Source organism: Pseudoalteromonas sp. RWi3 (assembly GCF_054960735.1).
Window position 1 is genome coordinate 661,004 of the sequence record NZ_JBHNYL010000001.1, and the last position, 12,852, is coordinate 673,855.

Consider the following 12,852-nt stretch of genomic DNA (forward strand, 5'->3'; position numbering starts at 1 on the left):
ATTCCACAATGATAAACGTTGAATTTTTATTGTCTTTTCTAGCAGCAAGCTTTTTAATTGCTGTTGCTCCAGGCCCTTCTAATGCATTTCTTATGGCACAAACATTTGCTAATGGTCGCGCGGCGGGTTTACAAAGTGCGTTTGGTTTTGCCCTTGGCGGCGTAGTACACACTTTATTTGCTGTAATTGGTTTAACGGCTATCTTAAAAGCTTCTGAGACAGCTTATGCGACGGTGCAGTATGCAGGCGCTGCCTATCTTTGCTATTTAGGTGCCAGCATGCTTAAAAGTACATTTACGCAGCCACAATGCAATAGTGATGATAAGCCTCATATTACTACCAAGAAGAAATCCAACGTCATGTTTCAAGCTATGATGACAGAAGTGCTTAACCCTAAAGTGGCGCTGTTCTTTATTGCTTTTATACCGCAATTTGTTGATCCGACGTTATCGAGTTCAACCACATTTCAGCTGGCATTTTTTGGTTTGCTCTACCCTCTTTTTGCTTTTCCTATCGACTGCACGTATATTTACTTTGGTGATAAAATAGCCGACTATTTTAGAGCGCACCCTCAGAGCCAAATTTGGATTGATCGTATAACTGGCGTAGTATTTATAGCACTGGCAATCAATCTACTGATGTAGTAACAATAAGAGTCAATATGGAACAAAAATTACAGTCACTTCCGGCACATAAAAATATCGCTTTGGTTGCCCATGATGGTAAAAAAGCGGCCCTTCAAGCTTGGTGTAAAAAACACCACGATAGCCTTAGTCAACATACATTGTATGGCACAGGCACCACAGGACATTTAATCGAACGCACCACAGGATTAAACGTTGTAAAACTATTGAGTGGTCCTATGGGTGGCGATCAACAACTCGGAGCAAAGATTGCTGAGCACGAAGTGCATATGCTTATATTCTTTTGGGATCCACTTGCATCACAGCCACATGACCCAGATGTTAAAGCGTTACTAAGACTGGCTGCGGTATGGAATATTCCCGTTGCTTGTAATGAAGTCAGTGCGGATATGCTATTAAGCTCAACGTTAATGAATAGCGAGCTTGAGCGTACCTTACCGGATTACGAAAAATACCTCGCAACTCGGCAAGTAGATTTATAAGTAAGTACCTACTACTTATAAAGCATATTTGCCCATTTGGTTAGACCGGCGGTAACACTACCAAAGTGGTCGCCATTCACTAAGTTAATATCACCTAAGTGTTGTTTGAGTGCCGCTTTTATTAACGGTGACTGTGCACTACCCCCGGTTAAATAAATTACGTCTGGTATAACGCCAGCCTCTTTAATCGCCTCTTTAGCTAGTGTTACTATTTGATTTATAGAGTCGTCTACGGCTAAAGCTAGGTCACTTACATTCAATGTTTTAGATAAACCCGTCGCTAGAAAGTCTAAATTGCAGTTAAAGCTTGGCTCAGACGATAAAGCTATTTTAGCGGCTTCGCCTTGTTGCACTAACTGATGCCCCTGTTTATTTTGCTGTAAATTAATTAAGCGCTGGAAAAGAGCAGGTTCATTTACATCACGAAGCGAAGTAATAAGCTCACGAGTATGTGCTTGTGCGTAAAATTGGCTTTGTAAATTTACATCGTTAATTTTGCAAGCCTGCCAAAAAGGTTGATTGGGTAATGGTAAGCCCGATTTAAACGAACTCCCAAGCCCTAACAATGGCATTAAACCGTGATAGCTCAGCGCAATATCAAGGTCGTTTCCACCAATACGTTTACCGCTGTGGGCTAAAAAGTCATTATCGCGCTCGCTGTTCCCGCGAAAATCAGGGCCCATTTGCACAAATGAGCAATCACTCGTCCCCCCCCCAATATCAACTACGAGTACTTTTTGGTTTTGCGTTAAATTACTTTCGTAATCAATCCCTGCGGCTAAAGGCTCATATAAAAATGCAACGTCTTTAAAGCCTGCACGTTTTGCAGCACGCTCCAAGATACCAATGGCTTGCTGATTTGACTCTTCACCGCCTACAGCCTGAAAATTAACTGGGCGGCCTATCACAGTGTGTGTTAATGACTGCTTAAGTGACAACTCTGCTCGTTGTTTTATTTTTAAAATCATTGCTGTTGCAATATCTTCAAAAAAATTGATTTGTCCTTGCTTTAAGCCAGTTGCACCAAAAAATGATTTCGGTGATTTAACAAAGTAACCTTCTTCAGGAAATTGCACATACTCGTTAATAGCTTCACGACCAATAAATAAACTTTGCTCATTAACGGCTAAATCAAGATCTGACTTTATACGCGGCAAGGTATTTAACAGGGCTTGGCGTTGGCTTTTATAATCGTGTTCGAAGGGGGTGCCAGTTAGGTTTTTAGCAACAAAATCAACGACCAATGCGCTATGGTGAGTGTAAAGTGTCGATGGTAAGTAATGTTTACCTTGCTCTAATGGCACAAGTTCAACGAGGTTGTTTTCACCCATCACACCCATTGCACAGTTAGAACTACCATAATCAAAACCAACTACCATTACTTCACCACACTGACGACAAAAAGGCCGCGCAATTTAGCACATTTAACACAGCTTTAAAACGTTATTCCTGCGGGCGCTCACGTAAAAAGCTGGCAAAACGAGGCAATCCATTTTTTGTATAGCCATGATAACGGTACGTTATCTTTGTACCAATAGCCGGTGGGCTTTGTCTTTGGAGGTCACTAAACCCAGTGCCAATAGTAAACTCAATGCCAGCTTCATTTTTAACTCGGATTGCACCAAGCAACCCTGAGTACTTACCTTTACCGGGTAAATAGCCAAGTATAATAGCTTCATCATCAAAGTAAGGTTTAAGTTTTAGCAGTGCTGATGAGCGGCCATTTTGATGCTTGGCACTTGCAAGATGCAGTATAACCCCTTCACCACCGCGTTTTGTTATACGTTCAAAAAAAGCGGTGAGCGCTTGGTTCGATAAAAACTGGTGTTGTTCTACCCCAATGATATGTGGTTTATTAATGACTTGAACCAGCTGTTGATAATTCTTATAGCGAATACTAAATGGATTTTTTTGATCGGGCATATCAAATATACGAAAAGTTACCTTCTGCCAATCACTGTCTACCGGCTTAGCTGTGCGCACAATGCCACTTAAAGCCGCAAAGTCATTATGTTTTGTCCAAAGCTCTCCATCGAGCCACACTTTAGGCAAAACACTGCTAAACCAGCGAGGAGGATTAATGGAGTTGCCATTTCGTGTGATAAACTCAGCACCAGTCCAAATAGCTCTCACGCCATCAAACTTTTCACTCACTAAGTATTCAGACACATCAACACTGTTGCTTTTATCATACACTTTTGCAAGTTGTACGTGAGGTGTGGTGCCTGCCTTATCTGTACTTTGAGCTAAACAAGGTAAGATTAGTGAAATTAGCCAAATATACAATAAAGTATAGAGTCCTTTGTTCATTGTCGTATCCTTACAAAATAGATACTCAAACTATAGTTTATTTTGTACCCATTGCCAAAACTCCTGCAAATTAGCAAGCTGTGCCGTTGCTTTGCTTAGATCGTGATTTAGTGTATGTTTATTAGGTACTGCTATCACAGTAAGTTCTGCATTAAAAGCAGCTGTTACACCGGTATTGGTATCTTCAACCGCGACGGCATTTATAGGGTTAATAGCGAGTGTTTGCAGTGCTAATAAATACGGATCGCCAGCAGGCTTTGGCTTAAGCACATCATCTTTTGTTACTACACAGTCAAATAATTCATAAAAGCCATACCCTTTAAGGATAGGTAAGGCTTCATCTCTTGCACTGCCTGTCACTAACGCCATCTTTAGGCCACTTTGTTTCACGGCGAGTAAGGTTTCTTTTGCAAATGGCATGAGTGGTGGCAAGTGAGTTGTGACAAATTCACTAAAGTAATCATACTTTCTTTGCGCAAGTGCTTGCGGTGTAATCGCCAAGTTATGAAGAGCAACGACTTCTTTAGCAGCTTCTACAGTCGCTTTACCTGAAAAACGCTGACAAAACTCCTCTTCTTCATAACGAATACCATACTCGGCTAAAATGTCATTCCAGCAATTAAAGTGCACACTTTCAGAGTCAACCAAGGTGCCGTCCATATCAAATAGTATTGCCTGTAAAGTCATCGTCACTCCTTATTTAAAGCGCTAAAAAAAGGCGCACATGGCACCTTTTCATTTTACATTATTGCGTTAAGCCTGCAGGTGGCTCGGCAAAGGCCTCTTCACCGGTTTCAACGTCAACAAGTTCATAACCACGTTCTTTACGAACCACTTTTAATACCGGCTTTTCAAAAGCTGTTTTAAGGCGATCACTGTCTGCTTGCAATTCTTCAACAGTATTACCAAATGGTGCCGCACCGGTTTCAGACCAGTTTGTTACTTTACCATTTAGGTTATATTCAACTTCATGAATTTGATATTGCGCTGCTTCATCTTTGGTCGCTTCACAAAAAATTACACGGTAGTTCCAAAATCCAGCCATTATTTGTCTCTTTTCTTTATCAGTTAATGAGGGCTACTTTAGCAGTATAAACTAGCAATAGAAATGAAAAAACCCGCTTTAAAAGCGGGTTTTATTGTAATTAATTAACATTAAAAGAAGTTAACTTTAAACTCTGCGCCAATAAAGCGCGGTTCGTTTACGATTGCTGAGTTATTACTAAAATCAACACCACCAATGAATACTTGCTCATCAGTTATGTTACGAGCAAAGGCTGCCACTTCATACTCATAATCGCCCGAGAACCATTTATAGCCAGTGCGCACGCCACCTTCAAGTAGGGCTTCACCAGTAAATTCAACAGATTCATATAAGAAAAAGTCAATTTCACTACGGTAAGACCAATCAGTGTAAGCATAAAACTCACCGTCACCTAGCTCTTGTGTGTAACGTAAAGTAAAGTTAGCAATCCACTCTGGTGCGTGAGGTAAGCTGTTACCATCAAGGCTAAAACCTTGATCAGTCGAAGGATCTGTTATAGTACATGCAAAACAACCTTGCGAAAATAATGCGTCATCCTGCAACTCAGTATTATTGTAACTAAAGTTGAATGTTGCATCGAAGTTATCAGATAATACCCATTGAGTATCAACCTCAAAACCATAACCCACTGTTTTGTCAGCATTTAATAAGCGTGCAGTATTACCGGCATCACCACCAACAGCTGTTAACTGCTGATCATCCATTTGATAGTAAAAAACAGTCGCATTAATACGACCACTACCATCAAGTACATCTGACTTGATACCTGCTTCAATAGAGTTAATTGTTTCAGAGTCAGCAACCGTTACATCATCGCTAAACAGAATACGACCTTGAACACTTGGTGCACGGAAACCATTCGCAGCACGAACAAATAAATTTATGTCATCTGAGTATTTATAAGCAGCTGCTAAATCCCATGATACATGGCTATCTTCTGGTGCAACAGACTTAGTTAGGTTAGCGGTAGTTGACTCAGGTGATGCATAACGTGATGCAGTAAAGTCACGCTTATCATCTGAATAACGTAAACCAGCAGTGATCTCTAGCTTATCAGATAACTGATATTCACTTGAGGCAAATACTGCCCATGCAGTCGTTTCTTGATCTTGACGTACGTAACCCGTTAAGAAATTGGCACCTAAACCATCATAACCATATGTTTCGATAACTTGCTCTTCATTATAATAAAAAGCACCAACTTGATAGTTAAAGTCACCTGCAAAGTCACTCGATAAACGTAACTCTTGTGTGTATTGGTTATGTTCAGGTAATGCATCTGCCGTTTCTGATGCTAAGAATATGAAACCAGGTCCCATTTCAGGTGTTGGGCATCCAGGAACAAACGTGTTACCACAGCCAAAGCCACCATCTACATCCGCACGAGAGTATATGTCAGCACTTTCCCAGCCGGTGATTGAGGTTAATGTATGAGCATTAAAATCATATTCAACTTTTAAGCTTGCACCTTGTGATTCAACATTTTGCGTCGCAAACTGTACTGAATCTTGATAAATAACTTCGGGGTTAAAGCCAGCACGAGGTTTGTTCGTACCCGTTTCAATCGCGTTTGCATGGAATACAATTGGCTTACCATTTAAATCACGCGTGTGATAATTGAATAACGCACTTAAATCATCTTTTTCATATAAGAATTGCACACGTGCGGCTGTTTCTTGATAACCACCCGTTGCATCATCAATTTCATTACCAGCTAAACGGTTATCAATATAATCATCACGTTCTTGGCGTAATAAAGAAACACGGGCAGATAAGTTATCAGTTAACCCACCACTTACAGCACCTTCAAAATCAATTGAATTAAACGAGCCATAAGATAAAGCAGCATAGCCTTCAAAATCTTGTGTTGGGCGTGCAGAGTCAATTTTAACTAAGCCAGCCGGTGTATTACGACCAAACAGCGTTCCTTGAGGTCCACGAAGAACTTCAACTCGCCCCGTATCAAATACAGGGAAACCTTTTAAAATAGGACTCTCTTGAACAATTTCATCTACCACTAAAGAGACTGGTTGTGATGAGTTCAAATCGAAATCTGAGTTACCAAGACCACGAACATAAAAGCGTGGGAATGAACGACCAAACGAAGATTCAACGGTTAAACTTGGGATCTTCGCATTTAAAAAGCGAATATCCATACCAGCAGAGCTTGCTGCTTCTAACCCATCACCCTGTAATGCAGATGCTGCAACTGGAACTTCTTGCGCATTCTCTACACGTTTACGTGCGGTAATTTGAATAACTTCTAATTGGTTGTTTTTTTCTGCAGCGGGGGCGTCTTCTGCTGCGCTTGAAAATGAAGTACCTGCTACTGCAGAGAACAACGTTGCATTAATAAGGGTTGCTAACGTAGATCTTTTCATTGCTTTCATGTTGGGGTTTAGCCTTTTTAATGCACTCTTGTTCAACGGTTAAGGTGTTGCGCCAAATTCACTCGGCGGGCTCAATCAATTTTTCGCGCCTTGAATAATCTGCGCGGACCTCTTAGTCGAGAGTGCAAAACGAAGTAAAGAGGCTGATCGAACGGACGATATTATAGCACTTCATGACACTTTTACTGCATTAATACGTATAAAAAAACAAGTTTTTTACAACTTTTAGCAACAACATGGCGACTTTTAGACTCATTTATGCAAATATTTCACACTTTAGCGGACATATGTCCTGTATTAAATAATTGCAAAAATTGTAGCAAAAGCACCGGGTTGGTAATGGTTATTATTTCAGTGTTTATTTTAGGTCACCACTTGTGTTTACCAACTCTGGACTCGCAAGTTCGCAATTATGTTTATTAAGTAAACAAATAATGGCTAGGTTTAGTTCTTCTATGACGTCTAGATACTTATTAAAATCGGTAGTATTTACATAACTCAATACATCGACTTGTAATGCCCATGGCGTAAATCCCTTAAATTTAACTCGACAGGGATCACTACATATCTCTTCATGTTCAGTCAATAACTGTTTGAATGCTGTTATGAAGGCATGCAGATCGTCCTTCTGCGTTTTGGCACTCAGCATTAATTTTGGTCGATAAGAAATACGCTCTCGCTCAGAAATATTTTCCAGTTGCATATCGACAAATTTAGCGTTTGCGACATAAACAACTGAGCGTTCGAGTGTTCGGATCCGCGTTGCCCTCAAACCAATTTCTTCAATAGTGCCAATATGATTATCAAACTTGCACAAACTACCAATTTTTACTGGGGCTGAAATATAAAGCGTAATTGCACCAATAATGTTTTCAACTGTTTTTTGTGCGGCCAGCGCAATAGCCAAACCACCAATCCCTAGACCTGCAATCAATGTGGTTGCATTAAAGCCTAGATTTTCAAACCAGATTAAAATCGCCATAATCATGATGATAACTTTGAAAACATTACTCATTGGGCGCAACAAATAGACTGCCTGAGGCTTGTCCTGCATTATAAATCGATCAGCTAAACGATGTTTTAGTATGTCAACAACACGTATAAACACCCAAACCCATGCAATTATTAAAACGGTTGCCCCCTGGGAGATAGCAACAACTGCGAGTGTTACATTAGCTTTATCATTAAATGTACGTGCCAAAATAACAGCCATTAATAAGCAAATGGGTCCTTTGATAAAGGCGAGTATATCCGCAGATGTATTAACTCTTAATCGGTGTATAATTGCAGCAAAAATGCGTGTTATAAGCACTGCAAAAAACACGAATCCTAAAAAAGTTGCTGTAAAATATACCCACTGCCACAACATCACTCCTAATAATTCAGCTTGAGGCAAGTGTCTATATAACCACTCTCCCACAGCGTTGTATCCAAACTCTTCAATCAAAAATGGGATTTTACTTACTGTCGCATTTGAGATTTTCCAAATGCGAGGACTCCCATTATTTCCTGGAACACGTTGTAAAAGAATTTGGATAGGGCCAATTGAAGTCGGGATTTGTGCGACCAAATCTCGGTAATCGGGTACACCTTCATTTTGTTTTCCTTCTGGGCTTTGGCTTAATGTGTCTATATCAACCCATACAGTTCGGTCTAAAACCAATAATAAGTCTTCAGCTAAAAGTGCAGGTGAAATACTTTGCACGTTTAGGGGCAAATTACGTACATCTAAATATTTAGCCGCTAATTCAAAGTTTCGTACCCGTGCTGCTTTAAAGTAAGCTTGCATTGCAGAGCGTGGTGTTAATCGATGAAACTCATCATAGAATAACGAGCTTGATTCCATGGCTTGTTCAGTGCTTATTTTATGAGTTGCGGATAGGTCTTTAGGCTGAGGGGGGGACGTTGTTTGCGTCTTCTCTTTGTCCTCATTATCCATAATTGATTTTACGGTAATTGCAGGCTCTGCAAAAACACCAATGCTTAAACTAGCAAGCACGATCATCATTACCCAATTTAAGCAACCACATCTCACGTTCTCAGCCATTGATTTATCCTTGGTATTTTAAAAAGTAGCCTTTAAATAATAAATGTATTTATCCGTCTCCAGCCTGAGGCTTTTAACGCTAACAAGGCGAATTTACCTATCAATAACTGGCCTATTGCAAGTAAATTCAACGCAGGTAGCGTTGAAAGTAGCCGCTGGAGATAGATTTATTATCCAAAGTTCAGGTTAACTATAAGAGGCAATACGATTATTTAAAAGTTCATCATTGTTTTAATCAAATTGACTATCCTTATTTACGCAAGTTAATTGACCAAAATGATGGTACACGCTAACGTAGCTTTTCAAATATAAGGAATACATCGCCCACCTACCTTTGAGGTATATAATGAATTTAACAAATACACTTTCAAAAAACTGGTCAACACTTTTTATTCGGGGCCTTATTGCGACTATTCTGGGTGTTATTACTTGGTTTGCTCCTGAAGCATCACTTAATATTTTGTTGCTATTTTTTGCTGGCTACTTTTTATTTGATGGCCTACTAAGAACGTGGGTTGCATGGAGTTCAAAACAGCATAATCCATATTGGCGCTGGTTATTAATCGCAGGGGTTTTATCTTTCATTGCAGGGTTAGTTACTTTATTTGCTCCAAATATCACAGCCGTATTGTTGCTTTATTATGTTGCAGCGTGGGCAATTGCAATAGGCGCAGTTGAAATACTCATTGCCATTAAGCTTAGAGCTGAGATGACTGGGGAGTGGTTTTTAATTATCACTGGTGTCATTTCGGTTGTTTTTGGTTTGTACTTGATTTTTAACCCCAGCGCAGGTATTCATACTTTGCTTTGGCTAGTTGCAACGTATGCTGTTGTTTTTGGTACTTTGATAATAGGCTTTTCGCTCAAATTAAAAAAGCTAGCAATACACGTTAATTGATCCTATATATCCACACACCTAAAGGTGCTCAATTGTGTATGTCACAGGGGCTTAAACTTCAGCTGTATTAACACCTATTAAAGGAAGTAATAAGCATGAGAGTAAGCGCCTGTGAAAAGCTCAACGATTGAAGTAGTTAAGGTATATACCCAAGCCAATTATTTATAACTTAAATTCAGCAACTAATCCATTTAACTGCTGAGACATTTCACTCAGTTGCTCACTTGATTGATGAGTATGCTTAGCCCCCAACTGTGTTTGTTCAGCAATGGCTGCGATCTCAGACACATTGTGACTGATGTTTGTTACAGCGGCTTGCTGTTCGCTGGTCGCTTGTGCTATTTCTTCATTAATAGTAAATAGCACAAGCACGGCCTCATCGATACTTTGCAAAGTATGTGTACACTTTTGGCTTATTTTTAGACCTTCCTGCGTTGCATTTTGTGCTTGTAGCATTTGTTCAACAGTAACCTGTACACGGGTCTGTAATTGCTCAATCATAGCTTCAATACTTCCTGTTGAGTCTTGAGTGCGTTTAGCCAGTGTGCGTACTTCATCAGCAACCACAGCAAAACCCCGCCCTTGTTCACCAGCCCTAGCCGCTTCTATTGCCGCATTTAACGCAAGTAGATTGGTTTGTTCCGCGACTTGCTTAATCACATTTAAAATATCACCAATATGTTCTGATGCGGCCTGTAATTCTAGTACTACAGATTGCGCTTGCTCTACATTGTGCGCAACTTGAGTAATTGAACTGAGGTTATCTGCAACATGCTCTAAACCTTGCTTGCTGAGCATTTCAACTTTTTGTGTGGTGTTTAAGCTTTGCTCTGTCTGGTTAGTAACAGAGAGAGCTTGTGAGCTAAGCTCTTCAATATTGTTTGCAACCTGCATTGTTTGCTGCTTTTGTTCGATAATTCCTACTTGTATCTGACTTGTTACACAAGCCAACTCTTCAGCTTGAGATGCGAGCGTGCTGGTGTTATTACTAATAATATTTAAGACCCCTTTGAAGTCGTGATTCATCGCATTAAAAGCACGCGCCATACTGGATAGCTCATCTTTACCATGGCTTTTTAAAACAATAGTTAAATCTTTTGTCGCTGCTATGTCATTCATGGATAATGTTAGCTTTGCCAGAGGTTTAGTAATATTACGCGCCACCAAAGAAGCCAAAATGATCAATAGTAAAACATAACCCAATGTGCTTATTACGCTAACTATAAGCATTTCTGTAAATTCTGACTCTATATCATCTAAATATATCCCAGTGCCAACCACCCATTGCCCATAGTTTAAGCGCTGTACAAATGAAGACTTTTGTTCGAGATCTGTTGAACTAGGTTTAGGCCATTGGTAATAGACAAACCCATGGTTATACGCTTTAGCTGTATTAACAAATTCTGTAAACGCAGTCGCAATAAATGGCTCTTCATGTTGCGTCATTGATAGGGAGTTAAGTTGAGGTTTAATGGGGTGAAGTACCATGTCTCCATTGAGATCAAATACAAAAAAATACCCGTTTTCACCATAGCGGGCACTCTCTACAATGCGTTTAATTTCACTCTCTAGTTTTTTAGGCGAATTGCCATATGTATTTTGTAGTGCAGCAATCTGGCTTTGTAAATTACTAATCAATAGTTTTGCGCTGGCTTTTCGCTCTAAAAGCATACGATCTTTAAGGTCATATGCACTGTGTATTTGTAAGATAAAGATGATAATACTTGCAAATACAATTATCAGACGTAATTTTGCTGATACTTTTAAGTTATTCAAACAGTTGGTTAACAATTTCATGGTTTTTCCAAGTAATGACAACATAGAGCGAACTCTCATTAATACTTGAATTGTACCTTTATATTCAACAATTTAAATAGCCGTATAGACTTTCAACTGCCTAAAAAAACCTACTACGCTTTAATGTATTGATAATTATTACCTTTTACACAAACCATAAATGTAAACAACTGTAACCGAGGTTAGTACCATAATGTAATTTGAGCTTTAATGATGCTTTTTGCGCGTCAATGCAATTTCACCATCGATGTGAATATCGCGTTGTGGGTAAGAAATGACCACATTATGCTCTTCAAATATTTTATAAATACTAAATCGAATATCACTACGAACTTTTCTGAGCATGGTCTCAGATTCAGCGCACACCCAAAAAACAGCATTAAAAACCAGTGAGCTTTCACCAAAGTCATCAAAAAACACAGATGCAGCAGGAGCTGGTAATATTGATGTGTTTTCATTAAGCACCTGCATAATTAACTTTTCCACCAGTACCACGTCTGAACCATAAGCAACACCAACACTGACGGAAGAGCGTGCATTGCGATCTATCAAAGTCCAATTTGTTACTGTATTTTCTAATAACTGGCTGTTTGGTACTAGCATATGAACACCGTCGTTTCGACGGATCCGTGTTGATCGCGTTTTTATTGTTTCAACAACGCCTTTAGCAGTTCCAACTTCCAAGAAGTCTCCAATTCTAATCGGACGTTCCCACATCAGAATCCAACCACTTATAAAGTTATTAATAATATTCTGTGCGCCAAAACCAACACCAATAGCAATAGCCCCTGAAACAAAAGCAAATGCAGTTAAAGGAATACTCAGTACTTCTAAAGTTGTAAAAACAAGTATCGCAATGCAAAGTACTAAATAAATACGCGTAAATAGTAGTACCGCATCAGGACTCATTTTTTGGGCCAGTAATGCCTTCTTAATTAGGCGCCCTGTTCGCGTGACCACAAACCACATCGCAAACAATATTAGGGGAACTTGAATTATTTTAGACACGGTAATACTGACTTCACCGTAAGTGAACAATACATAATTTAAATAGTAAAGGATTTGATCTAAGTTCATAGTGGTCCAAAATGAGCGTATGTCAGCGTAGAAAAACTTCAATAAAGCCATAGTACGTCTAAAATACGTTATTGCTAAGGCCATTATGCTATTTATTGTAAAAGCACTAGGGCGTGTTGACCTTTCGTGATTAATTTTGCAGCAGTGTGCTTGGTATTTAGG

11 protein-coding genes are annotated in these 12,852 nt (G+C 39.5%); 3 read left to right on the plus strand and 8 right to left on the minus strand.

Going from position 1 to position 12,852, the window contains the following annotated elements; translation table 11 throughout:
• Positions 1 to 8: 8 nt before the first annotated feature.
• Together ACFI4Z_RS02785 and ACFI4Z_RS02790 are read left to right on the plus strand one after the other, a co-directional pair.
• A complete protein-coding gene (locus ACFI4Z_RS02785; RefSeq protein WP_462669221.1) occupies positions 9 to 644 on the plus strand; it encodes a LysE family translocator in 636 nt (211 codons plus the stop codon).
• A gap of 17 nt (positions 645 to 661) precedes the next feature.
• Positions 662 to 1,126: a methylglyoxal synthase gene (locus tag ACFI4Z_RS02790; protein ID WP_394192120.1), complete on the plus strand. Its 465-nt coding sequence runs from the start codon at positions 662 to 664 to the stop codon at positions 1,124 to 1,126.
• Positions 1,127 to 1,137: 11 nt separating this feature from the next.
• Here ACFI4Z_RS02790 and yegD read toward each other — a convergent pair whose 3' ends face one another.
• From yegD to ACFI4Z_RS02820, 6 genes are all read right to left on the minus strand, one after another.
• Entirely contained in the window at positions 1,138 to 2,505 is a 1,368-nt protein-coding gene (gene yegD, locus ACFI4Z_RS02795; protein ID WP_462669222.1) for a molecular chaperone, read from the minus strand.
• 64 nt (positions 2,506 to 2,569) lie between these two features.
• Positions 2,570 to 3,436, minus strand: a complete 867-nt coding sequence (locus ACFI4Z_RS02800) for a DNA ligase (protein WP_462669223.1) — start codon at positions 3,434 to 3,436, stop codon at positions 2,570 to 2,572.
• A 30-nt stretch (positions 3,437 to 3,466) separates the two neighbouring features.
• Positions 3,467 to 4,123, minus strand: coding sequence for an HAD family hydrolase (locus ACFI4Z_RS02805; RefSeq protein ID WP_462669224.1), 657 nt, complete (start codon positions 4,121 to 4,123; stop codon positions 3,467 to 3,469).
• A 58-nt stretch (positions 4,124 to 4,181) separates the two neighbouring features.
• On the minus strand, positions 4,182 to 4,481 hold the full coding sequence (locus ACFI4Z_RS02810) for a hypothetical protein (RefSeq protein ID WP_462669225.1): 300 nt from the start codon (positions 4,479 to 4,481) through the stop codon (positions 4,182 to 4,184).
• A gap of 110 nt (positions 4,482 to 4,591) precedes the next feature.
• Positions 4,592 to 6,871, minus strand: a complete 2,280-nt coding sequence (locus tag ACFI4Z_RS02815) for a TonB-dependent receptor (RefSeq protein ID WP_462669226.1) — start codon at positions 6,869 to 6,871, stop codon at positions 4,592 to 4,594.
• A 358-nt stretch (positions 6,872 to 7,229) separates the two neighbouring features.
• Positions 7,230 to 8,918 carry a mechanosensitive ion channel family protein gene (locus tag ACFI4Z_RS02820; protein ID WP_462669227.1) on the minus strand — a complete coding sequence of 563 codons (1,689 nt, stop codon included), beginning with the start codon at positions 8,916 to 8,918 and terminating at the stop codon, positions 7,230 to 7,232.
• Positions 8,919 to 9,264: 346 nt separating this feature from the next.
• Here ACFI4Z_RS02820 and ACFI4Z_RS02825 point away from each other — a divergent pair, with 346 nt between their 5' ends.
• The gene (locus ACFI4Z_RS02825; RefSeq protein ID WP_462669228.1) at positions 9,265 to 9,816 is read left to right on the plus strand and encodes an HdeD family acid-resistance protein; all 552 of its coding nucleotides are present in this window, start codon (positions 9,265 to 9,267) and stop codon (positions 9,814 to 9,816) included.
• A gap of 162 nt (positions 9,817 to 9,978) precedes the next feature.
• Here ACFI4Z_RS02825 and ACFI4Z_RS02830 read toward each other — a convergent pair whose 3' ends face one another.
• A complete protein-coding gene (locus ACFI4Z_RS02830) occupies positions 9,979 to 11,613 on the minus strand; it encodes a methyl-accepting chemotaxis protein (protein ID WP_462669229.1) in 1,635 nt (544 codons plus the stop codon).
• Between the two features lie 207 nt (positions 11,614 to 11,820).
• The gene (locus ACFI4Z_RS02835) at positions 11,821 to 12,690 is read right to left on the minus strand and encodes a mechanosensitive ion channel family protein (protein ID WP_462669230.1); all 870 of its coding nucleotides are present in this window, start codon (positions 12,688 to 12,690) and stop codon (positions 11,821 to 11,823) included.
• Positions 12,691 to 12,852 lie beyond the last annotated feature (162 nt).